The 20,350-nt window shown below is 75.7% G+C and carries 25 protein-coding genes; 6 read left to right on the plus strand and 19 right to left on the minus strand.

What is annotated here, in order from left to right:
* Positions 1-77 precede the first annotated feature (77 nt).
* Positions 78-908: a slipin family protein gene (locus ACI8AK_RS22370; protein ID WP_387989071.1), complete on the plus strand. Its 831-nt coding sequence runs from the start codon at positions 78-80 to the stop codon at positions 906-908.
* Between the two features lie 3 nt (positions 909-911).
* Here ACI8AK_RS22370 and ACI8AK_RS22375 read toward each other — a convergent pair whose 3' ends face one another.
* The gene (locus ACI8AK_RS22375; RefSeq protein WP_456958082.1) at positions 912-1,352 is read right to left on the minus strand and encodes a hypothetical protein; all 441 of its coding nucleotides are present in this window, start codon (positions 1,350-1,352) and stop codon (positions 912-914) included.
* Between the two features lie 88 nt (positions 1,353-1,440).
* Between ACI8AK_RS22375 and ACI8AK_RS22380 the strand changes: the two genes are divergently transcribed.
* Together ACI8AK_RS22380 and panB are read left to right on the plus strand one after the other, a co-directional pair.
* Complete coding sequence (locus ACI8AK_RS22380; RefSeq protein WP_456958084.1) at positions 1,441-3,273, plus strand: NAD+ synthase; 1,833 nt, start codon at positions 1,441-1,443, stop codon at positions 3,271-3,273.
* Positions 3,270-4,100, plus strand: a complete 831-nt coding sequence (gene panB / locus ACI8AK_RS22385) for a 3-methyl-2-oxobutanoate hydroxymethyltransferase (protein WP_387989066.1) — start codon at positions 3,270-3,272, stop codon at positions 4,098-4,100. Before ACI8AK_RS22380 ends, panB begins: the two co-directional genes overlap by 4 nt.
* Here the strand turns inward: panB and ACI8AK_RS22390 are convergent, their stop codons facing one another.
* The 4 genes from ACI8AK_RS22390 to ACI8AK_RS22405 all read right to left on the minus strand — a co-directional run bounded on the left by ACI8AK_RS22390 (position 4,101) and on the right by ACI8AK_RS22405 (position 6,183).
* Positions 4,101-4,475: a DUF2784 domain-containing protein gene (locus ACI8AK_RS22390; protein WP_456958086.1), complete on the minus strand. Its 375-nt coding sequence runs from the start codon at positions 4,473-4,475 to the stop codon at positions 4,101-4,103.
* Positions 4,476-4,652: 177 nt separating this feature from the next.
* Positions 4,653-5,354: an NADPH-dependent F420 reductase gene (gene npdG, locus ACI8AK_RS22395; protein ID WP_387989060.1), complete on the minus strand. Its 702-nt coding sequence runs from the start codon at positions 5,352-5,354 to the stop codon at positions 4,653-4,655.
* Between the two features lie 87 nt (positions 5,355-5,441).
* Entirely contained in the window at positions 5,442-5,624 is a 183-nt protein-coding gene (locus tag ACI8AK_RS22400; RefSeq protein ID WP_387989058.1) for a hypothetical protein, read from the minus strand.
* 88 nt (positions 5,625-5,712) lie between these two features.
* Positions 5,713-6,183 (minus strand): cupin domain-containing protein, encoded by a 471-nt coding sequence (locus ACI8AK_RS22405; RefSeq protein ID WP_387989056.1) that lies wholly within the window; start codon positions 6,181-6,183, stop codon positions 5,713-5,715.
* Positions 6,184-6,287: 104 nt separating this feature from the next.
* Between ACI8AK_RS22405 and ACI8AK_RS22410 the strand changes: the two genes are divergently transcribed.
* Positions 6,288-7,457: a GGDEF domain-containing protein gene (locus ACI8AK_RS22410; protein ID WP_456958088.1), complete on the plus strand. Its 1,170-nt coding sequence runs from the start codon at positions 6,288-6,290 to the stop codon at positions 7,455-7,457.
* 49 nt (positions 7,458-7,506) lie between these two features.
* A complete protein-coding gene (locus ACI8AK_RS22415; protein ID WP_456958090.1) occupies positions 7,507-8,859 on the plus strand; it encodes a M24 family metallopeptidase in 1,353 nt (450 codons plus the stop codon).
* Between the two features lie 47 nt (positions 8,860-8,906).
* Here the strand turns inward: ACI8AK_RS22415 and ACI8AK_RS22420 are convergent, their stop codons facing one another.
* From ACI8AK_RS22420 to ACI8AK_RS22450, 7 genes are read right to left on the minus strand one after another with little or no spacing between them, the layout of a single operon-like run.
* Entirely contained in the window at positions 8,907-9,905 is a 999-nt protein-coding gene (locus ACI8AK_RS22420; RefSeq protein ID WP_387989050.1) for an SDR family oxidoreductase, read from the minus strand.
* Positions 9,906-9,929: 24 nt separating this feature from the next.
* Positions 9,930-10,355 (minus strand): ChaB family protein, encoded by a 426-nt coding sequence (locus ACI8AK_RS22425; protein WP_387989048.1) that lies wholly within the window; start codon positions 10,353-10,355, stop codon positions 9,930-9,932.
* Positions 10,356-10,384: 29 nt separating this feature from the next.
* On the minus strand, positions 10,385-10,846 hold the full coding sequence (locus ACI8AK_RS22430; protein ID WP_387989046.1) for a cupin domain-containing protein: 462 nt from the start codon (positions 10,844-10,846) through the stop codon (positions 10,385-10,387).
* Positions 10,847-10,877: 31 nt separating this feature from the next.
* A complete protein-coding gene (locus tag ACI8AK_RS22435) occupies positions 10,878-11,291 on the minus strand; it encodes an acyl-CoA thioesterase (RefSeq protein WP_456950851.1) in 414 nt (137 codons plus the stop codon).
* Positions 11,288-11,518, minus strand: a complete 231-nt coding sequence (locus ACI8AK_RS22440) for a hypothetical protein (protein ID WP_387989044.1) — start codon at positions 11,516-11,518, stop codon at positions 11,288-11,290. The genes ACI8AK_RS22435 and ACI8AK_RS22440 overlap by 4 nt, the downstream gene beginning before the upstream one ends.
* Before the next feature lie 10 nt (positions 11,519-11,528).
* A complete protein-coding gene (locus ACI8AK_RS22445) occupies positions 11,529-11,786 on the minus strand; it encodes a DUF2795 domain-containing protein (protein ID WP_387989042.1) in 258 nt (85 codons plus the stop codon).
* Between the two features lie 14 nt (positions 11,787-11,800).
* On the minus strand, positions 11,801-12,934 hold the full coding sequence (locus ACI8AK_RS22450) for a baeRF2 domain-containing protein (protein ID WP_456958092.1): 1,134 nt from the start codon (positions 12,932-12,934) through the stop codon (positions 11,801-11,803).
* A gap of 138 nt (positions 12,935-13,072) precedes the next feature.
* Here ACI8AK_RS22450 and ACI8AK_RS22455 point away from each other — a divergent pair, with 138 nt between their 5' ends.
* A complete protein-coding gene (locus ACI8AK_RS22455) occupies positions 13,073-13,435 on the plus strand; it encodes a hypothetical protein (RefSeq protein WP_387989039.1) in 363 nt (120 codons plus the stop codon).
* Positions 13,436-13,493: 58 nt separating this feature from the next.
* On the opposite strand, the gene ACI8AK_RS22460 is transcribed toward ACI8AK_RS22455, so the two are convergent.
* Genes ACI8AK_RS22460 through ACI8AK_RS22490 form a run of 7 tightly spaced genes read right to left on the minus strand, consistent with a single transcriptional unit; the run spans position 13,494 to position 20,207 of the window.
* Positions 13,494-14,393 carry a type II secretion system F family protein gene (locus tag ACI8AK_RS22460; protein ID WP_456958093.1) on the minus strand — a complete coding sequence of 300 codons (900 nt, stop codon included), beginning with the start codon at positions 14,391-14,393 and terminating at the stop codon, positions 13,494-13,496.
* Positions 14,393-15,334: a type II secretion system F family protein gene (locus tag ACI8AK_RS22465; protein WP_456958094.1), complete on the minus strand. Its 942-nt coding sequence runs from the start codon at positions 15,332-15,334 to the stop codon at positions 14,393-14,395. The genes ACI8AK_RS22460 and ACI8AK_RS22465 overlap by 1 nt, the downstream gene beginning before the upstream one ends.
* The gene (locus ACI8AK_RS22470) at positions 15,334-16,767 is read right to left on the minus strand and encodes a CpaF family protein (protein WP_456958095.1); all 1,434 of its coding nucleotides are present in this window, start codon (positions 16,765-16,767) and stop codon (positions 15,334-15,336) included. Before ACI8AK_RS22470 ends, ACI8AK_RS22465 begins: the two co-directional genes overlap by 1 nt.
* A gap of 60 nt (positions 16,768-16,827) precedes the next feature.
* Positions 16,828-18,018 (minus strand): AAA family ATPase, encoded by a 1,191-nt coding sequence (locus tag ACI8AK_RS22475; RefSeq protein WP_456958097.1) that lies wholly within the window; start codon positions 18,016-18,018, stop codon positions 16,828-16,830.
* Entirely contained in the window at positions 18,015-18,827 is an 813-nt protein-coding gene (gene cpaB / locus ACI8AK_RS22480) for a Flp pilus assembly protein CpaB (RefSeq protein ID WP_456958099.1), read from the minus strand. The genes ACI8AK_RS22475 and cpaB overlap by 4 nt, the downstream gene beginning before the upstream one ends.
* Positions 18,828-18,837: 10 nt before the next feature.
* A complete protein-coding gene (locus ACI8AK_RS22485) occupies positions 18,838-19,824 on the minus strand; it encodes a pilus assembly protein TadG-related protein (protein WP_387989028.1) in 987 nt (328 codons plus the stop codon).
* A complete protein-coding gene (locus ACI8AK_RS22490) occupies positions 19,812-20,207 on the minus strand; it encodes a TadE/TadG family type IV pilus assembly protein (RefSeq protein WP_387989026.1) in 396 nt (131 codons plus the stop codon). Before ACI8AK_RS22490 ends, ACI8AK_RS22485 begins: the two co-directional genes overlap by 13 nt.
* Between the last annotated feature and the right edge of the window lie 143 nt (positions 20,208-20,350).

Genomic DNA, 20,350 nt, shown 5'->3' on the forward strand with positions numbered 1-20,350 from the left:
ACGGGGTGCGGGCCTACGCTGACTCCCGCGTCACCGGTGCGTCCGCGGCTGGCACCGGGACGGCGACGGAGGACGACATGGACGCGATCCTCGTGATCCTGGCGGTCGTGGTGGTGGGTCTGCTCCTGCTGGCGGGGGTCAGCGTCCGGGTGGTGACGCAGTACGAGCGCGGGGTGGTGCTCCGGCTGGGGCGTCTGCTCGGCGAGCCCCGGCCGCCCGGCCTGACCCTCATCCGGCCCGGCGTGGACCGGCTGCACAAGGTGAACATGCAGGTGGTCACCCTGCCGGTCCCCGCCCAGGAGGGCATCACCCGGGACAACGTGACGGTCAGGGTCGACGCGGTCGTCTACTACCGGGTGTTCGACCCGGTGCGGGTCGTCGTCGACGTGCAGAACTACCAGGCGGCGATCGCCCAGGTCGCCCAGGCGTCGCTGCGGTCGATCATCGGCAAGAGCGACCTCGACGACCTGCTCTCCAACCGGGAGCGGCTCAACCAGGGCCTGGAGCTGATGCTGGACTCCCCCGCCGTCGACTGGGGCGTGCACGTCGAGCGCGTCGACATCAAGGACGTCGCACTGCCGGAGTCGATGAAGCGTTCGATGTCCCGCCAGGCCGAGGCCGAGCGGGAGCGCCGGTCGCGGGTGATCACCGCCGAGGGCGAGCTGCAGGCCTCGCAGAAGCTCGCGCAGGCCGCCGGGGTCATGGCCGCGCAGCCGGCCGCGCTGCAGCTGCGCCTGCTCCAGACGATGGTCGAGGTGGCCGCGGAGAAGAACTCGACGGTCGTCCTGCCGTTCCCGGTGGAGCTGCTGCGCTTCCTGGAGCGCGCGGCGCCGCCACCGGCCCCCGCGGAGGTGCCCGCGCCACGGCCGGCGTCGGACGGCGCGGTCGTGCCCCCCGACGGCCGCTGAGGGTCAGTCGCGGACCGGGTCGGGGTCGAGGTCGTCGGCGTCGAGGTCGTCGTCCCGTGCCGGCGGGTCGACGGTCAGCCGGGCGACGTGCTCCGGTCCCGGCTGCAGTGGTGCGGCCGCGCCGGCGGCCGGGCGGGGCCGCGGCCGGCGCGGGACGGACACGCCGGCCCCGCCGCCGCGCCCGCGGTAGACCAGCAGGCCGGCGACGGGGTCGGGGACGGCGTCCAGCGCGGCCCGGACGGCGGGCAGCGCGCGGAACCGCTCCAGCGGCTCGTCGTCGGCGAAGGCGACCTCCCACACCACGCCCCAGCGGGTGTCGTGCCACTCCCAGTACAGGGCGCCCCGGGTGACCGCGGCCTCGACGAGGCCGTCCTCGTACGCCCGGCGCCAGGTCGACGCCGGCTCGTCCCCGTCGAGGACCTCGACGGTGAGCCACTCGGCCACGGCGGTCACGCTGGGCCGGTCCCCGGGCCGGGTCCACCTCCCCGTCCCCGGTCTGGCCGGTCCCGGGGGCCGGTTGTTGGATGGTGCCGTGACGGTGCAGCTGAGAGTCGCGATGGCCCAGGTCGACACCCGCGTCGGCGACCTGGAGGGCAACGCCGCGCTCGTCGTCGAGTGGGCGCGCAGGGCCGCCGACGACGGCGCGCACCTCGTCGTCTTCCCGGAGATGACGCTCACCGGCTACCCCGCCGAGGACCTCGTGCTGCGCGAGTCCTTCGCTCGCGCCAGCGAGCAGGCGCTCACCGGCCTCGCCGCCACGCTGGACCAGGAGGGGCTGGGCGGGCTCGCCGTCGTCGTCGGGTACCTGGCGCACACCGAGGGCCCGGCCGCGATCGACACCCCGCCGAGCGACGAGGAGACCCTCGACGACGAGCGGCCCGGCGACGCCAACCCCCGCCGCATCCAGCCCCGCAACGCCGCCGCGCTGCTGCACGGCGGGCGGGTCGTGGTCCGCTACGCCAAGCGGCACCTGCCCAACTACGGCGTCTTCGACGAGGCCCGCTACTTCGTGCCGGGCACCGAGCTGCCGGTGGTGCGGCTGCACGGCGCCGACGTCGCGCTGACCGTCTGCGAGGACCTCTGGGTCGAGGGCGGGCCGTGCGGCGTGGCCGGGCGGGCCGGTGTCGACCTCGTCGTCTCGCCCAACGCCTCCCCCTACGAGCGGGCCAAGGACGACCTGCGGCTGCCGCTGGTCCGCCGCCGCGCCGCCGAGGCGAACGCGCCGATCGTCTACTGCAACCAGGTCGGCGGGCAGGACGAGCTGGTCTTCGACGGCGACTCGCTGGCCGTCTCCGCCGACGGCGAGCTGCTCGCCCGCGCGCCGCAGTTCGTCGAGCACCTGCTCTGCGTCGACCTGGCCCTCGACCCGGCCCGGGTGCCCGAGCGGCGGGAGGGCCGGATCGGGCCGATGACGGTCACCCGCACCGTCGTCTCCGAGGACCCCGTGCCGGCGTTCGAGCCGCGGCCGGGGTCGGTGGCCGAGCCGCTGGGCGACTGCGAGGAGGTCTGGCGGGCGCTGGTGCTGGGCCTGCGCGACTTCATCGACAAGAACGGCTTCCCGTCGGTGGTGTTCGGCCTGTCCGGCGGCATCGACTCGGCCCTGGTGGCCGCGCTGTCGGTGGACGCGCTCGGCGCCGACCGGGTGCACGGCGTCGCGCTGCCGTCGCGGTGGTCCACGGAGCACTCGATCTCCGACGCCGAGGACAGCGCCCGGCGGCTGGGCCTGCACTTCTCCACCGTGCCGATCGCGCCGGTGGTCGACGCGTTCGAGTCGCAGGTCGAGCTGTCGGGGACGGCGGCGGAGAACCTGCAGGCGCGCATCCGCGGCACGCTGCTCATGGGGCTGTCCAACCAGCACGGCCACCTGCTGCTGGCCACCAGCAACAAGAGCGAGGTCGCCGTCGGCTACTCGACGCTCTACGGCGACGCCGCCGGCGGGTTCGCCCCGATCAAGGACGTGCCCAAGACCCTGGTGTGGGAGCTGGCCCGCTGGCGCAACGCGCACGCCCGCGACCGCGGCGAGACCGAGCCGATCCCGCAGAACTCGATCGACAAGCCGCCGTCGGCGGAGCTGGCACCCGGCCAGAAGGACAGCGACTCGCTGCCCTCCTACGAGGAGCTCGACGCCGTCATCGCCGACTACGTCGACCGCGACCTCGGGATGGCCGAGCTGCTCGAGCGCGGCCACGACCCGGAGGTCGTGGCGCGGGTGCTGCGGCTGGTCGACGTCGCGGAGTTCAAGCGCCGGCAGTCCGCGCCCGGCACGAAGATCAGCCTCAAGGCGTTCGGCCGCGACCGGCGGCTGCCCATCACCAACCGCTGGCGGGAGAGCCTGCCCAGCGTCCGCGAAGGAGCCCAGGCGTGACCGAGTCGGTGCTGTACGGCGGGACGTCGACCGCGCGGGTGCGCATCCACCACCTGCAGCAGGCCAAGGAGCGCGGTGAGAGGTGGGCGATGCTCACCGCCTACGACACCTACAGCGCGCAGGTGTTCGAGGAGGCCGGCATCCCGGTGATGCTGGTCGGCGACTCGGCCGGCAACGTCGTGCTCGGCCACTCCTCGACCGTGCCGGTCACCGTCGAGGACCTGCTGCTGATGACCAAGGCGGTCACCCGCTCGACGAAGCGGTCGCTGATCGTGGCCGACCTGCCGTTCGGGTCCTACGAGGCCTCGCCGCAGCAGGCGTTCGCCACCTCCGTCCGGATGATGAAGGAGGGCGGCGCGCAGGCGGTCAAGCTCGAGGGCGGGGTGCGGGTGGCGCCGCAGATCCGGATGCTCACCGAGAACGGGATCCCGGTGATGGCGCACGTCGGCTTCACGCCGCAGAGCGAGCACGCCCTCGGCGGGTTCCGGGTGCAGGGCCGCGGCGCCGGCGCCGAGCAGCTGCTGGCCGACGCGCACGCCGTGCAGGAGGCCGGCGCGTTCGCCGTCGTCCTGGAGATGGTGCCCGCGGCGATCGCCGCCCAGGTGACCAAGGAGCTGTCCATCCCGACGGTCGGCATCGGCGCCGGGCCCGACTGCGACGCCCAGGTGCTGGTCTGGCCGGACATGGCCGGGCTCAACGGCGGCCGGGTGCCGAAGTTCGTGAAGAAGTACGCCGACCTGCGCGCCGAGCTGCTGCGCGCGGCCCGCGAGTACGCCGACGAGGTGCACAGCGGCGTCTTCCCCGGCCCGGAGCACTCCTTCGACTGATCAGGCCCGGCGGCTCCGGGCCGGTTCCCGGGCCCGCACCAGGAGCAGCCCGTAGCCGACGGCGTTGAGGCCCAGCGCGACGGTGTAGGTGCCCACCTGGACGCCGGCCGAGTGCACGTCCAGGCCGAGCGGGCCGAACAGCACGTGGCCGAGGAAGCCGCCGTCGTAGGGCGGGGCGCCGGCCCGCTCCCGGAGCGCGAGCTCCAGCGTGGTGAGCGGGCACGGCGCGCCGGCCAGGTTGACCGCCAGGACGGCGAGGGCCACCGGGGCGTGCAGCCACACCAGCCGCGGCCACCGCAGGGCGAGCAGCGCGCCGGTGAGCATGAACAGGACGACGGCCGCGTGCAGGACCGCGACCGCGCTCGCGAGCAGCACGGCCCCATCCTCGCCGCCGTCCGGGCGCGGCGGAACGCCTCCCGGCTGGATCACACCTCATCGGCCCGGGCGTGTGCGCCGAGGCCGGGCTCCGGGCCGGAGGACGCGGCCCCTGCGCACACGCTCGGGGGGTGCGTCGTCCCGGACCTGCCGGCGCCGGCCGGGCGGTGAGCGGGCTCAGACGTCGGTGACGCGGATGCCGGCGTGCGCCTTGTACCGGCGGTTGACCGAGACGAGGTTGATCGTCAGCGCCTCGACCTGCCGGGCGTTGCGCAGCCGGCCGGCGTAGATCCCGCGCATCCCGGGCAGCCGCCCGGCCAGCGCCTGCACCTGGTCGGTGGCCGCCCGGACGTCGCCGACGACCATGACGTCGCCGTCGAGGGTCGGCCTCGACAGGTCCTCGAGCAGCACCGCCGACAGGTGGTGGAACGCGCCGACGACGTGCGAGTCGGGCAGCAGCGCCGCGGCCTGCTGGGTCACGCTGCCCTCCTCGACGTCGAGCACGTAGGCGCCCAGCTCGTCGAAGCCCATCGGCACCACGCAGTCGACGACGACCTTCCCGGCCAGCGGGCGCGCGAGCTCCGCGAGCGTGTCGGCGTGCCCGGCGTAGGGGACGGCGACGATCACCAGGTCGGCGGCGCCGGCGACGTCGAGGTTCGACCCGCCCTGCACCGAGACCTCGCCCCCGCCGGCGGCCGCGGCCCGCTCGGCCACCTGCGCGGCCACCTCGCGGGCGCGGTCGGCGTCCCGGGACCCGAGCAGCACCCGCTGCCCGACGGCGGCCAGCCGGACGGCGAGCCCGCGCCCCTGCGGGCCGGTCCCGCCCAGCACACCGACGACCAGGTCCTCGACGGGACGGCTCTCCGCTGCGGTGGTCACGCTGCCTCCTCCCGGGCACCGGCGGGTCCGGCGCACCGGGCCCGATCATGCCGGGCCGGTCGGGGGCGGCCGGTCAGCAGGGGCCGGTCAGCGGCCCTCCCACTCCCGGTCCTCCTGGTCCAGGCGCTCGTTGCGCTCGGCCACGGACTGCAGCGCGTGCTCGGCCTCCTCGCGCGTGGCGTAGGGCCCGAGGCGGTGCCGCTCGGCGCAGCCGTCCCGGGTCTCCACGGTGTGGTGCTTCAGGCAGTAGAACCACGGTCCCTCGGCCACGTGCGCCTCCTGTCAGCCGGTCCCCGCGTGCTGGGGACACCCGATCACGACTTGCCCGGAAACGGGCCCGCCATGCTCGCCGGGCCCGTCACTCCTCGACCATCACCTGGTCGTGCCGCGCGTAGAAGGCGGTCATCTCCTCCGGGGACGGGCGCAGCCCGGTGCGGCGCATCTCCGCCATCTCGGCGAAGAACGACTCCCGCGCGATCCCCGGCGTGAACAGGATGAGGAAGGACGCCGGCTCGTCGGAGTCGTTGCGGAAGCCGTGCACGCCCCGCTCGTGGGCCAGCGCGAAGTCGCCGGGCCGGCACGGCTGCCAGCGCCCGCCGGCGTAGAGCGTCAGCTCGCCCGAGAGCACGTAGAAGGACTCGGAGAACGTCTGGTGGTAGTGCGGCGCCGCGCCCGGCGACCGCGGGCCGAGCCGGTACTCGACCAGCCCGAACCGGCCGGCGGTGGCCGCGCCCGGCGCGACCATGCGCAGCGCGGCCGAGCCGGCCTCGGTGAGCGGGTGGTCGGCCAGCGGGCGGACGTCGACGAGGCCGGGATCCGGGTGCGACATGCGGGCAGCCTGCCAGCGACGGCCCCGCGCCGCCGCCCCGCGCACCCGGGTGACCGGGAGCCGCGGACCTCCCGCGACGTCGCCCCGTGCGGCATCCTGCGCCGGTGAGCTCCGTCCGGCCGCCCGACCCCGACGCCCCGACGTCGGACGACGTCCTCGGGCCCGGCGGTCCCGAGAACCGGGTCGCCGCGCTGCTGCTCGCCGTCCTGCTCGTCGTCGGCGGCCTCACGGGCCTGGTCAACCTCGCCGTCGACGGCGTCGTCCGCGAGGGCGCCACGGGCGTGACCTACGGCGCCTCGATGGCCGCCTGCGTGCTCGCCGCGGTGCCGCTGATCGTGCGCCGCCGCATCGGGCTGTGGCAGACCTTCGGCCTGGTGCTGCTCGGCGACCTCGTCTACGCCGTCGTCGCGCTGTGCATCGAGGACCCGGTGCGCCACGCGACGCCGCTGGTGCTGCTGTTCCCCTCGGTGGTGGCCGCGTGGTTCCTGCGGCCGTGGATGCTCGGCGTGCACATGGCGGTCACGCCGGTCGTCGTCGCCGTGGCGGTGCAGCACAGCTACGCGAGCACGGCCGGGCTCGCCGTCCAGGTGGCCGTCTCCGCCGGGACGCTCGACCTCGTGGCGGCCGGCGTGCACCTGCTGCGCCGCCGCGAGCGGCGGCTGCTCGCGGCCACCGAGGCGCAGTCGCGGCGCGACCCGCTCACCGGGCTGGCCAACCGCCGGCACCTGGTCGAGGAGGCCTCCCGGATCTGGCGGCAGGCCCGCCGCGAGGGGCTGCGGGTGGCCGCGATGGTCATCGACCTCGACCACTTCAAGCAGGTCAACGACCGGCACGGGCACGCGGCCGGCGACACCGTGCTGCAGGCCGTCGCGGAGGCGTTGGCCCACACCGTGCGGCCCACCGACGTGCTCGCCCGCATCGGCGGGGAGGAGCTGGTGGTCCTCGGCCTGGTCGGCGACCCCGGGGAGGCCGCGCACCTGGCCGAGCGGCTCCGGCTCGCGGTGCGGGCCACCCGGGGGCGGCACGGGCTCGCGGTGACCGCCTCGATCGGCGTCGCGCTGACCCGGCCGGCCGACGGCGAGGACGCCTCCGGCGCGCTGTGGCGGCTGGTCGACCGGGCCGACGCGGCCATGTACCGGGCCAAGCAGGCCGGCCGGGACCGGGTGGCCACTGTCGCGCCCCCGCAGCCGCGGCCCACCCCGGCCGGTGAGCGGCTCGGCCCGCCGACCGTCCCGGGGGCCGCGCGGCCCGGGACGGCACCCACCGGGGCCTGACCTCCCGTTCCACCGGGTGCGGGCGGCGGTTCTCTGCTTCCCTGTCCCCATGACGCTGGTCGTCCCGGACCCGACGCGGACGGTGCCGTTGCCGCGGCGCGAGCAGGCCGACGTCCGCGACCGGTGGCTGACCCAGCGGCTGCTCGACCTGCTGCCCGGCCTGATGGACCGCGCCGGCATCGACCTGTGGCTGGTCGTCGGCCGCGAGGGTGGCGAGGACCCGGTGCTGCCCACCCTGCTGCCGGCCAGCTGGCTGTCGGCCCGGCGGCTGGTCGTCCTGGTCCTGCACCGCAGCGACGACGGCGTCACGCCGGTCGCGGTCTCCCGCTACCCGGTCGGCCAGTTCCTGCCCGGCTGGGTCCCCGGCGACGACGGCGCCGACGGCGCCGAGGGCGCCGACGACGGGGGCGCCGACGACGGGGGCGACGGCGAGGACGCGCAGTGGGCCGCGGTGCGGCGGATCGTCGCCCAGGCCGCGCCGCGGCGGATCGGCGTCGACGTCTCCGCCGGGTGCCCGCTGGCCGACGGGCTGTCGGTGGCCGAGCACCGGCGGCTCACCGCGGCGCTCGGCGACCTCGCCGGCCGGCTGGTGTCCGCGGAGGACCTCGTCGTCGGCTGGCTGGAGACGCGGCTGCCGGAGGAGGTCGCCGCCCTCGACGCGCTGGCCCGGTACACCGACCGGGTGCTGGCCGAGGTCCTCTCCCCCGCCGTGCTCGTCCCCGGCGTCACCACGGCGGCGGACCTGGCGTGGGAGGTGCACGAGCGCATGGCCGGCCGGGGCGTGCCGCCGTGGTTCCACCCCGGGGTCACCGTGCAGCGGGCCGGCGTGCCGCTGCTCCCCGACGGCGGGGTCGAGCTGCCGGCCGTGCCGCAGGACGCCGTCCTGGAGCCCGGCGACCTGGTGACCTGCGACGCCGGGCTGAGCAGCCTGGGCCTGGTCACCGACCTGCAGCGCAGCGCCTACCTGCCGCGCCCCGGGGAGGACGGCCCGCCGGCGGGGCTGCGGCGGGCGTGGGCGGCGGGGCGCCGCGCGCAGGAGCTCACCGCCGCGGCGCTGGTCCCGGGGCGGACCGGCAACGAGGTGCTCGCCGCCGCCCGGGCCGCGATGGCCGCCGAGGGCCTGGAGGCCGACGTCTACTCCCACCCGGTGGGCGTGCACGGGCACGGCGCCGGGCCGGTGATCGGCCGCTGGGACGACCAGCGCGGCGTGCCCGGCGAGGGCGACCGCGTGCTGCACCCGGACACCGTCTTCGCCCTGGAGCTCGCCGTCCGGGTGACGGTCCCCGAGTGGGGCGGCCAGTGCCTGCGGCTGGCGCTCGAGGAGGAGGTCGTCCTCACGTCCGCGGGGGCGTCCGAGCTGGGAACCCCGCAGCGCGCGCTGTGGACCGTCCCGGCGGGCTGAGTCAGCGGCGGGGTGGGTCAGCGGCGGGTGGGTCAGCGGCGGGTCGGTCAGCGGCGGGGCAGCCTCCGGCGCGCCCGCAGCAGCAGCTCGCCCGGGCGCGGCACCGCCCAGGCCGCGCGGCTCAGCGGGCTGGTGGTCAGCGCCTGGTCGGCGTACGCGCCGCGCACCCGGCCGGGTCCCGGGGTGGGGGTGTCGAGGATGTCGGTGCCGTCGTCGGGCCGGTCGGTCGCCTGGGCGCGCGGACCCACCACCGACAGGACGGCGTCGGTGAGCGCGGGGCTGACCTTCTGCCCGGTGAGGAAGCCGAAAGCGGCGTCGCCGACCGGCACCTCGCGGCGCGGGTGCACGGCGGTGCGCACCACGGCCTCGGCCACCAGCTCGGGGGCGTACACCGGCGGCGGGGGCTTGGGCATCGCGCCGGTCTTGCTGCGCGAGTGCTCGAAGAACGGCGTCGCGATGCCGGCCGGCAGCACGGTGCTGACCGACACGGGGGAAGCGGCCTCGGCGAGCTCCATGCGCAGCGAGTCGTAGAACAGCCGCAGCGCCGCCTTGCTCGCCGAGTACGCCGCGTGCAGCGGCAGCGCGCGGTGGCTCTCCACCGAGCCGATGCCGACCAGCACGCCCGCGCCACCGCGCTCGAGCACCGGGACGGCGGCCTTCGCGGCCGCCACGTGCCCGAGGTAGTTCACCTCGGTGACCCGCCGGAACTCGGCCATCGTCGTGTCCCGGACGCTGCCGTAGACGCTGACCCCCGGGACGGTGACCCAGGTGTCGGCCCGCCCGAAGCGCGCCTCCACGGCCGCGGCGAGGGCGTCGACCGCGGCGTCGTCGGAGATGTCGGTGGGCACGGACACCGCCTCCGCGCCGTGGCCGGTGAGCTGGTCCACGAGCGTGGCCAGCGCCTCCTCACCGCGGGAGGCGACGACGATGCGGGGAACGCCGCGCCGGGCGAACTCGATCGCCGTCGCCCGCCCGATGCCGCTGGAGGCACCGAGGACGACGACGACCTGCTCGGACAGCGGCCGGGGGCGGTTCGCCTGCGTCATGCCGCCCCCGTACCCCGCCGGCGCCTACTTCTTACGGGCCTCGGCGGTCTTCCTGTCGCTGGCCTTCCGGACGGCGTCGACCAGCTCGTCCTTGGTCATCGACGAGCGGCCGTGGACGTCGAGCCGCTTGGCGAGGTCCATGAGGTGCTCCTTCGTGGCGTTGGCGTCGACGCCGCCCTCGGTCTCCCGGTCGGTGTCGGCGCCGCCCTCGGCCTGGGCGTCGCTCGGCCCGTTGTGGTCCTTGGGCTCCCAGTGGTCGCCGACCTTCTCGTGGGTGTGCTTGACCGCCGCCCACGCCACCCGGTTGGCCCGCTGCTCGTCGCCGTCGTAGCTCTCGACGGCGGAGTCGTGCGCCTTGGCGAAGGTGCGCTGCGCCTTCTCGTCCGAGCGCTGCAGCGTGCTGGGGATCTCGTCGGCCTTCGCGTCTCCGCTCTTCGTCGTCTTGGGCATGCCGGCGCAGGTACCCGCAGGTGGGGCGGTCAGTCGTCGGGGCCGAGCCAGGTGACGCCGTGCTCCCGGGAGGCCCGCCGGTAGGCCTCGTCGAACGAGCCGCCGGTCGCGCTGGCCTCGGCGAGGGTGCGGAAGAAGCCCTCGAAGCCGGCCGGGGAGGTCGCGCAGAGCAGCCGGCCCTCGCCCGGCACCACCCGCCGGTGGGAGTGCGGGACGCCGTGCGGGAGGAACGCCGTCCCGCCCGGGCCGACGCTGAACTCCCGCTCGCCGCACACGAAGACGTGCTCGCCCTCGATCACGTAGTAGAGCTCGTCGGTGTCCCGGTGCACGTGCCGGGAGGTGTCCAGCAGCGGGGTCTGCTCCTCGAACAGGGTGAAGGCCCCGGCGGTGGTGTCCGCGGACGCGCGGACGACGATCGTCGTCCCCCAGAAGACCAGCCGCTCCCCGCCGTCGTGGTCCCGGGCGAAGGGCGGCGCGGCAGCCTCGGCCATGGCGGGACGCTACGCCGGGAGCCACCCGGCGTCAGCGGTCCGCGGCGTCCCCCGGCCGGTCGACCAGCCAGCGCGACCAGTGGGCCCGCTGCGCCTCGGTCAGGGGCGCCGAGGCGTCGGCGGCGTAGTCGAAGTTGACCAGCACCATCTCCGCGCGCAGGGCCACCTGCCCGTCCTGGGTGAGCTCCTGGCACATGCCGATGGAGCTGCGGCCCAGCCGCGTGATCGACGTCGACACCGTCAGGTGCTCCCCGATCCGGTAGTGCACCTGCCGCAGGTAGTCGACCTCCAGCCGGGCGAGGATGATCCCCCCGCCCGGCGTGGGGTCGACCATGGCCAGCCGGGCGTCCTCGAGCAGGCCGAGGACGCGGGCGTGGTTCACGTGCCCGAAGACGTCGGTGTCCGACCAGCGGAGCTGGACCGGGTGCTCGTGCCGCTCGCTCAGGGCAGGTCCGCCGTCTCCGCCGACTGGCGGTGGGCGCCCTGGGCGTCGTCCGGGTCGGTGTGCACGGTGCGCTCCTCGGACTCGGCGAGGATGATCTCGGCGGCCACCTCCTCCATGCCGCTGCCCTTCATGCCGGCCTCCTCGGGCAGCAGGTCGGCGCGGGTCTCGATGTTGTGCTCGGTGACGTTGGCCAGGGCCTCGGGGCTCGGCTCCTTGTTCGTGGTCACGGGGACCGCCTCAGAAGCGCTGCTGCTCGGTGCCGATGCCCAGCGCGCGGGCGACGTCCTGGACGTTCTCGAACGTCTGGCCCTCGGGCAGCCGGCGCAGGTCGCCGAGCACGCGGTCCGTGGCGTTGGACTCCTGCGCCTTCGCCACGAGTGCGTCCCGGTCGGCCGGCCACACCTCCTTGCCGAGCGCCTCGGCGATCGCGGCGCGGCGCTCGAGGTCGGCCTGGTCGGTGCCGGGGGAGGTCGCGGACTGGTGCGGATCGGTCATCGGGGTCGCCTCCGTCACTGGGGGGTCGGGGTGGAGTCGTCGGTGTAGCGGAGGATCGCCGCGACCGGGATGTCGCCCGGCATGGCGGCCCGCGGCACGACCACGACGCCCGCGGTGCTCGCCACGGCGGCGGCCAGCAGCGCGCGCTCGGCGGGGACCGAGTGCACCTCCTGCACGCCGAGGGCGTCCATGTCGGCCTGGTCGACGCCGAGCTCCAGCGGCGAGGCGCCCACGAGCAGCTTCTCGTCGTCGGCGGGGTCGGCGAGGACGAGCGTCTCCACCTGGGCCTTGCGCAGCGCCTCGACGACGTTCGCCGTCCCGGTGACGGCCAGGCCGTGGGCGCCGGCGGAGCTGATCTTCTCGACGGCGTCGGCCTCGTCCCGCGCCTCGTGCTCTGCGACGAGTTCGGCGGCCTTCTGCTCGACCGGCTCCCGGTCGGCGCCGGCGGCCCGGCCGCCCTCGTCGATGGAGACGATCAGGTCCGCCCACAGGTCACTGGCGCGGTCGGTGAGGATCTGGCGGGCGCGCATGTCGCCGGCCAGCAGGACGAAGCGGGGGTGCACCCGGCGCACGACGGAGGCGACGTGCTCGGCGACGTCGTCGGCGTTGTGGACCCACTTGTTCTCGGCGTTGTGCTGGTACCGGTGGTGCGCCCAGCCGCCGCCCTGGAACTTGCGGATCTGGAAGGTGTCGCCCTTCACCGTCTCCTCCTCCTCGACCTGGCCCGGGGTGGAGAAGAGGGTGAGGTCCGCGCCGGTGCGGTCGGTGAGGACGACGACGTGCGGGACGCGGCCGGGCAGCGCGCGCAGCACCGGCAGCAGGTCCGGCTGCGGCGACCACTCGGCGAGCTCCTGCCGCGGCGCGTCGGCCAGCTGGGAGTCGAGGACCACGGTGCCGTCGGCGGCGACGACGACCGCGCGGCCGCGGATGGTGCCCGCCTCACCGCCGTCGTTGCCCTCCAGGAGCCGGCCGCGCACCGCCTCGACGACGGCCTCCGGCGCGCCCTGCTCGGCGAGCTCCTCGGCGATCGCGCGGACGCGGAGGTCGAGCTCGGTGTCGGCGCTCTCGGTGACGTGCGTGACGTCGGCCGTGACGGTGGCGAAGGGACCTGCGGCCTGGAAGACCGGTGCCAGGAAGGACACGTCCATGGGGTGGGGACCACTTCCTCAGTGCTGATCGGGGGCGGTTCGGCGTCCGCTGCGGGGCGCGCTCCGCTCGCCGCCTACCCACCGACCCGACCGCCACACACCGTGTCGGATCGGAAGGGTCCGGGTAGGCGCTGCCCCATGACCGAGCACGACCAGCTGCCGCTGCCCGACTACGACCACCTGCCGGTGGAGGGACTGATCTCGCGCATCCGCACGCTGGACGCGACCGGCCTTTCGACCCTGCTCGACTACGAGAAGGCCCACGCGAACCGGCTGCAGGTCGTCATGGCGATGCAGAACCGCCTGGAGTCGCTCCACGAGGGCGCCCAGCCCTCCGGCGGCGACCCGGCGGCCGCGGCGGCCGACGACCCGGTGCACGCCTCCGCGGGCTCGAAGGTGTCCGAGGCCACGACCGGCCCCGCCGTCAACGCGCCCTCCCACGGCGACCCGACCAACCCCGCCCAGCCCCGCTCCAGCGGCACCCACCGCAAGGGCACCTGACCTCCCTCCGACCCGACGGCGGCCGCGCACCCCACCGGGTGCGCGGCCGCCGTCCCGCTCAGCTGAAGGCGTCGACGATGTCCATGGCGGCCGGGCCGAGCAGCACGACGAACAGGACCGGCAGGATGCACAGCATCAGCGGGAAGAGGACCTTGACCGGGATCTGCATGGCCTTCTCCTCGGCCCGCTGCCGGCGCTTGAGCCGCATCTCCTGCGCCTGGGTGCGCAGCACGTCGGCGATCGAGACGCCGTAGACGTCGGCCTGCACGACGGCCCGGATGAACCGCCGCAGGTCCTCCACCCCGGTGCGGTCGGCCAGCGCGAGGTAGGCCTCGCGGCGGGGCTGGCCCACGCCGATGTCCTGCAGCGTGCGCACCAGCTCCTCGGCCAGCGGCCCGCGCCCGTTCCGCCCGGCCCGCGCCATGGCGGCCTCGAACCCGAGACCGGCCTCCACGGCGATCGTCATCTGGTCGAGGGTGTCGGCCAGCTCCAGCCCGATGGCCTGCTGGCGTTCCTGGCCCCGGCTGTGGAGGAGCAGCTCGGGGACGAAGTAGGCGACGACCGTCGTGGCGACGGCCACGAGCACGGTGAGGCCCCCCGGACGGCCGCTCACGAGGAGCAGCCCGAGGGCCGCCGCGATGGCGGCCAGGACCAGCTTGGCGGCGACCAGCCGGGGGACGGGCCAGGCCGCCGGCCGCCCGGCGGCGCCGGCCATCCGGTCCAGCCGGACGACGGTGCCCGCCGGCGTCAGCACGGAGACCAGGCGGGTCAGGAGGCCCGGGCGGACCCGGACGGCGGCCCGCGGGCCGGCACCCGGCACGTCGAGCCCGCGGGCGAGGTTGGCCCGGGACCGGGCGGCGGCGTCCTGCGGGCGGGCGAACAGCGCCCAGCCGAGCAGGGGGACGCCGGCGGCCACGGCGAGCACCGCGGCGAGGACGGGAGGGGGGACGGTGCTCATCAGAACCGGATCGCCACGGTCTTCTTGAGCCACAGCCCGCCGACGACCAGCAGGACCGCCGACACGGCGACCATGACCCAGCCGGCCAGGGACCCGGTGAACGCGGAGAGGTAGGCCGGGTTGGTGACCGCGAGGAAGGCGACGATGCCGACCGGCAGGGCCATGAGGACCCAGGCCGACAGCCGGCCCTCGGCCGACAGCGCCTTCACCTGGCGGCGGATCGCGTTGCGCTCGCGGATCGTGTGGCCGACGGTGTCGAGCACCTCGGCCAGGTTGCCGCCGACCTCCCGGTGGATGGCGATGGCCTGGGCGGTCCAGCGGAAGTCGTCGCTGTCCACCCGCGCGGCCACCTCGTCCAGCGCGGCGCCGAGGTCCCGGCCCACCCGGGTCTCGTTGACGATCCGGGCGAACTCCTCCCCGATCGGGGCCGGCGCCTGGTCGGCCACCGCGTCCACCGCGCGCAGCAGGCTGTGCCCGGCGCGCAGGCTGCTGGCCATCAGCTGCAGCGCGTCGTCGAGCTGGTCGGCGAACCGGGCCTGCCGCCGACCGGTCCGCAGCCGGACCACCACCCGCGCGCCCAGCGGGACGAGCAGGGCGAGCAGCAGTCCGGCGAGCACACCGCCGAGCAGCCACCCGAGCGCACCGGCGACGAGCGTGGCCAGGCCGGTGAGCAGCACCACCTCGGCCGGCCCCGTCGCGATGCCGGCCCGCTCGAGCGCGGAGGCGAGCGCCCCGACGCCACCCCGCCTCGCCAGCACCTGCTCGACGCCGTCCTGCGCCTGCGCGGCCACCCTGGTCAGCAGCGTCGGCGGCGGTGCGACCGTGGGGTCCAGCCGGGCCAGCGGCACCCGGCGCGGGCCGGCGGGCACCACGCCGAGCGCCAGGACGGCCAGCCCGCCGGTCACCAGCAGCAGACCGAGCAGCAGCAGCGCCGGGGACATCAGGCCCACCGCCGCGCGTGCACCGGCTCGGGCGTCCCGAACACCGCCGGGGAAACCCGGATGCCGAGTTCCTCGAAGCGGTCGGTGAACCGCGGCCGCACGCCGGTCGCCACCGGCTTGCCGAGGAAGCGGCCGGAGGGGTCGACGCCGGCCGAGTAGTCGAACAGGAACGCGTCCTGCAGGGTCACCGTCTCCCCCTCCATGCCCTGCACCTCGGTCACGTGGGTGACCCGGCGGGTGCCGTCCCGCAGCCGGGTCAGCTGGACGACGACGTCCACGGCCGAGGCGATCTGCTCCCGGATGGCCCGCAGCGGCAGGTCCATGCCGGCCATGAGCACCAGGGTCTCCAGCCGGGCGATGGCGTCACGCGGCGAGTTGGCGTGCACCGTCGACAGCGAGCCGTCGTGGCCGGTGTTCATCGCCTGCAGCATGTCCAGCGACTCCCCGCCGCGGCACTCCCCGACCACGATGCGGTCGGGGCGCATCCGCAGGCTGTTGCGGACCAGGTCGCGGATGGTGATCGCGCCCCTGCCCTCGATGTTGGGCGGGCGCGACTCCAGGCGGACGACGTGCTCCTGCTGCAGCTGCAGCTCGACGGCGTCCTCGATGGTGACGATCCGCTCGCCCTCCGGGATGAAGGACGACAGCACGTTGAGCAGCGTCGTCTTCCCGGTGCCGGTGCCGCCCGAGACGATGATGTTGAGCCGGGCCTCGACGCAGGCGTGCAGCAGCTCGGCCATCTCGGGGCTGAGCGTGCCGAAGCCGATGAGGTCGTCGACGCCGAACGGGTCCTTCGAGAACTTGCGGATGGTCAGCGTCGAGCCGGAGAAGGCCAGCGGCGGGATGATCGCGTTGACGCGGGAGCCGTCGGCGAGGCGCGCGTCGACCATCGGCGAGGACTCGTCGATCCGGCGTCCCACCCGGGAGACGATCCGGTCGATCACCCGGCGCAGGTGCTCCTCGGAGGTGAACCGGGCCGCGCTGCGCACCAGCTTGCCGCCCTGCTCGACGTAGACCATCTCGGGGCCGTTGCACATGATCTCGGTGACCGTCGGGTCGTCGAGCAGCTTCTGCAGCGGGCCGAACCCGAGCACGTCGTCGGCCAGCTCCGCGGTCAGCCGGGCCCGCTCGTCCGGCGAGAGCGGCACCTTCTCCTCGTCGACGACGGTGTCCAGCTCGCCGAGGACGATGCCGCGCAGCGCCTCCTCCGACAGCGACGGGTCGTTCATCCGCGACCCCATGCGCTCGAACAGCGCCTTGGCGACGCGGTCCTTGAGCCGGGTGAGGGCGTCGGTCGGGGGCGCCGGGGCGGCCGCGGACACGGGCCGGGGCGCGGGGACGACCGCTGGCGCCGGTGCCTGCACCGACGCGGGAGGAGCCGCCGGCTCGGCCGGCCGGCCCTTGGCGGCGGCGAGGCGGGAGGCGAGGTTCACGACGCCGCCCGGTGCGTCGAGGCGGAGGTCACGACGCCGCCCGGTGCATCGAGGCGGAGGTCACGACGCCGCCCGGTGCTTGGCGCGGTAGCGGCCGGGCTTGACCAGCGGGGTGGCGGCGAACCGGGAGACCAGCCGGCGCAGCTCCTTGGCCGCCGGGTCCTTGCCGTTGCCGGCGAGGATCGGCACGCCCTGGTTGGTCGACGCCGGGACCGCGGGCGACCGCGGGACGACGACGTCGACCCCGGTGCCGATCGCGGACTCGACGTCGCGCTGCGTCAGCCCGCTCTTCGGGTCGGCCATGTTCATGACCACGTGCCGGCCGGCCGGGATCATGCCGAGCTCGCCCAGCACCTGCACCTCCTTGCGCAGGCCGCGGACGCCGGGCACGTCCATGCTGCTGAGCAGGACCACGTCGGTGGCGCCGTCGATGGCGGCCAGCGTGTGCTCCGAGAGCCCCGGTGCGGTGTCGACGACGACGTAGCGGAACTCCCGGGACAGGGCGGTGAGCAACCGGGTGACGTCCTCGGCGGTGACCGTGTCCCCGGCGGCCGGCGACTCCGACCCGCAGACGGCGAACAGCCCGCTGGGGTGCTGGGTGAGGAAGGTCTTGAGGACCATGGTGTCCTGGCTGGCCGGGCCGTGGACGGCGTCGGGCAGCGTGTACTCGGGCACCAGGCCGAGCGCGGAGGCCACGTCGCCGAACTGCACGTCCAGGTCGACCAGCACGGTCCCCTGCGGGGCCGTGGCGGCCAGGCCGACGGCGAGGTTGGTCGCCACCGTCGTCTTGCCCACGCCGCCCTTCGGGGAGGCCACGGTGACGACGCGGCCGGTGAAGCGGGCGGTCTCGTCCAGCGGCCGCAGCACCCGGCGCCGGTCGGCGGCGGCCGCGCCGGCGCGCTCGACGGCCGCGGCGAGGTCGGCCGGCTCGGCGCGCGGTGGCACCAGGTCGCGGATGCCGGCCCGCATCGCCGCCTGCCACAGCTCCGGCGCGGGCTCGGCGACGAGGACGACGCTGATGCCTGGGCACTGCACGTCCAGCCGGCCGGCCAGGGTCAGCACCTCGTGCAGCGGCGCCAGCGGGCCGACGAGCAGGACGTCGGGCAGCTCGTTGTCGGTCAGCAGCTCGAACAGCCGCGCCGGGTCCCCGGGCAGCCGGCCGGGGGGCAGCACCTGGACGTCGCCGTCCACGGCGACCGCGACCGCCTCCCGCAGGTCGTCGCCGGCGCCGGCGAGCACGACGCGGCTCATTCGGTCGCCTCCGCGGCCACGGCGCCGAGAGCGGCGAGCAGGTCGCCGTAGACGTTGCCCTGGGTGACCACGCGGGTGCCGGAGGTGTCGGTGCCCTCGCGCTCGAGCGCCAGCCACACCTTCGCGTGCTCCATGCCGAAGACCACCCGCTCGGCGTCCCCGGCCGGCAGGGCCATGGTGACCATCACGTTGCCGGTCGGGGCGACGCTGGAGGCCGAGGCGGTCTCCACGTCACCGCCCTCGGTGCCGGCGGGCGCGGGCGCGCCCTGGACCTGGGTGACGAGGACGCCGTGCAGGGTGGCGTGCGTGGTGCCGATCTGCTCGTCCTCGGGGTCGGCGTCGATGTTGCCCTGCAGCTCCATCGAGATGTAGACGCCGATCTCGTCGCCGGCGGCCAGCCGGCCCCCGACCGCGCGCTGCGGCTCGAGGACCACGCTCACCTCCGACAGCCCCTCGGGCACCGGCACGGTGCCGGGCGCCTGCAGGTCGCCGGGCGGGGCGAACCGGCCGGCCAGCAGCTGCTCGCCGGGCTCGAGGTCCGCGGTGGCGACCCGGCCGGTGAGCTGGTCGAGGTCGGTCACCCGCCCCTCGACCGCCGCCTTGGCGGGCAGCACCTCGGTGCGGACCAGGTCGGCGACCTCCTCGGCCGGGGTGCCCTCGGGGATCGGCTGGTCGACCACGAGCACCTCGACCGTGCGCACCCCCGCGAGGGCGCGGGCGTCGGCGCCGCGCACGTAGGCCAGCAGCACCACGGTGCCGGAGGCCACGAGGACCAGCGCCGCGACGGCGGCGAGCAGTCGGCGTCTCACGGAAGGGCCCCTATCGGATCAGTCGGAGGACGGACGCGCCCAGGTCCGGGGCGTCGGTGCTGGTGTCGAAGGCGCCGGAGGCGTCGACGAAGCGGGTGAAGTAGCCGCGGATGCAGCGCTCCTCGCCCTTGCAGGGCTCACCGGAGTCGAAGAGCCCGCCGAAGTGGTAGCCGGTGATCGTGAAGGCGGCGTAGCCGTAGACCTCGTACCAGGCGCCACTGCCGGTGCCGCCGGCCTCGTCGAAGATCGGGAGCAGCACGGTCCGGCCGACCAGGGCCGCGACGTCGCCGACCGAGCAGCCCTGCGAGGGGTTGTTGCCCGGCTCGGAGTCGAAGCGGTTGCCCATCCGCGTGGTGGCCTTGCAGGTGTTGCCGCCGTCGGACTCCAGCCAGCCGAAGCCGCCGGGCACGAACATGCGCGAGGGGCCGGTGCAGCCGGTGTCGGACTTCTTGGGCAGCACGATGGTGCGTTCCGTGGTGCCCGAGGGCATGCCGCCGCCGGTCTGGGCCTGCCACTCGCACCAGGAGAAGATCAGCGGCAGCATCGCCGTCCCGCCGCTGGGCGCGCCCCAGGTGACGGTCGCCGTCGCCGAGACGGAACTCGCGTCGTGGCCGATGACCGGGGCGAACCAGTGCTCGCGGGGGGCGCTGCCGGTGACCGTCACGCGGGTGGGCCCGCTCTGCAGCACCGGCGGGGCCGCGGTGGCCGCGCCGGCGCCGGCGGCGGCCTCGTCGTTGGCGTCGACCAGCTCCTGGGCGGTGGCCTGCATGTCGCCGCAGGCGCCGCGGGCGCAGTCGCGGGCCACGGCGAGGGCGGCGGCGTCGGCAGCGACCTGGAGGCGGGCCTTGTCGGCGTAGAGGGCGCCGACGTCGACGGCGATCGCGGTGAAGCCGAGCAGCGGGACGAGCAGGACGGACAGCAGCACGGCCACCGCGCCGCGCTCGCCGGCCAGCCGGCGCCGGACGCGGGCCTGCAGGGGGCGGGTCAGCCGTTGCACCGCATGACCCCCGTCCCGGTCAGGTCGACGTCGGCGCCGAAGAAGCCGGTCAGGAAGGGCATCGGGTAGCTGATGGTCACCCGCACGTTGGCCGTCGTCGTGGCGGTCATCGGGCACGCGGCGGGCGTGATGGCGATCTGGGCGTCGGTGATCGCCGGGTCGAGGGTGGGGGCGGCGTCGCGGACGGCGGCGCGGGCGGCGGCCGGGTTGCTCTGCAGCGCCATGACCCGGGCGCCCTCGCGGGCCGCCGCGGACAGGGTCCCCTGGACCTGGAAGGCGTGGCCGAACTCGACGATCCCGAGGACCAGGATCATCAGCAGGGGCACGATCAGCGCGAACTCGACGACGCTGGCGCCGCGCTCGCGCTGCAACCGCTTCCTCATGTCAGCCTCCCTCCCTGGACGCTGCGGCCGGGGGGGGGGGGGGGGGGGGGGGGGGGGGGGGGGGGGGGGGGGGGGGGGGGGGGGGGGGGGGGGGGGGGGGGGGGGGGGGGGGGGGGGGGGGGGGGGGCCGGGCGGTGGGGGGG

Source organism: Geodermatophilus sp. SYSU D00867 (assembly GCF_054050315.1).

Excerpts from the sequence above, each read along its gene's own strand:
- ACI8AK_RS22370 (WP_387989071.1), top strand. The coding sequence starts at position 78 with ATGGACGCGATCCTCGTGATCCTGGCGGTCGTGGTGGTGGGTCTGCTC.
- ACI8AK_RS22405 (WP_387989056.1), bottom strand. The coding sequence starts at position 6,183 with ATGTCGCACCCGGATCCCGGCCTCGTCGACGTCCGCCCGCTGGCCGAC.
- ACI8AK_RS22415 (WP_456958090.1), top strand. The coding sequence starts at position 7,507 with ATGACGCTGGTCGTCCCGGACCCGACGCGGACGGTGCCGTTGCCGCGG.
- ACI8AK_RS22420 (WP_387989050.1), bottom strand. The coding sequence starts at position 9,905 with ATGACGCAGGCGAACCGCCCCCGGCCGCTGTCCGAGCAGGTCGTCGTC.
- ACI8AK_RS22425 (WP_387989048.1), bottom strand. The coding sequence starts at position 10,355 with ATGCCCAAGACGACGAAGAGCGGAGACGCGAAGGCCGACGAGATCCCC.
- ACI8AK_RS22430 (WP_387989046.1), bottom strand. The coding sequence starts at position 10,846 with ATGGCCGAGGCTGCCGCGCCGCCCTTCGCCCGGGACCACGACGGCGGG.
- ACI8AK_RS22445 (WP_387989042.1), bottom strand. The coding sequence starts at position 11,786 with ATGACCGATCCGCACCAGTCCGCGACCTCCCCCGGCACCGACCAGGCC.
- ACI8AK_RS22450 (WP_456958092.1), bottom strand. The coding sequence starts at position 12,934 with ATGGACGTGTCCTTCCTGGCACCGGTCTTCCAGGCCGCAGGTCCCTTC.
- ACI8AK_RS22455 (WP_387989039.1), top strand. The coding sequence starts at position 13,073 with ATGACCGAGCACGACCAGCTGCCGCTGCCCGACTACGACCACCTGCCG.
- ACI8AK_RS22460 (WP_456958093.1), bottom strand. The coding sequence starts at position 14,393 with ATGAGCACCGTCCCCCCTCCCGTCCTCGCCGCGGTGCTCGCCGTGGCC.
- ACI8AK_RS22465 (WP_456958094.1), bottom strand. The coding sequence starts at position 15,334 with ATGTCCCCGGCGCTGCTGCTGCTCGGTCTGCTGCTGGTGACCGGCGGG.
- ACI8AK_RS22475 (WP_456958097.1), bottom strand. The coding sequence starts at position 18,018 with ATGAGCCGCGTCGTGCTCGCCGGCGCCGGCGACGACCTGCGGGAGGCG.
- ACI8AK_RS22490 (WP_387989026.1), bottom strand. The coding sequence starts at position 20,207 with ATGAGGAAGCGGTTGCAGCGCGAGCGCGGCGCCAGCGTCGTCGAGTTC.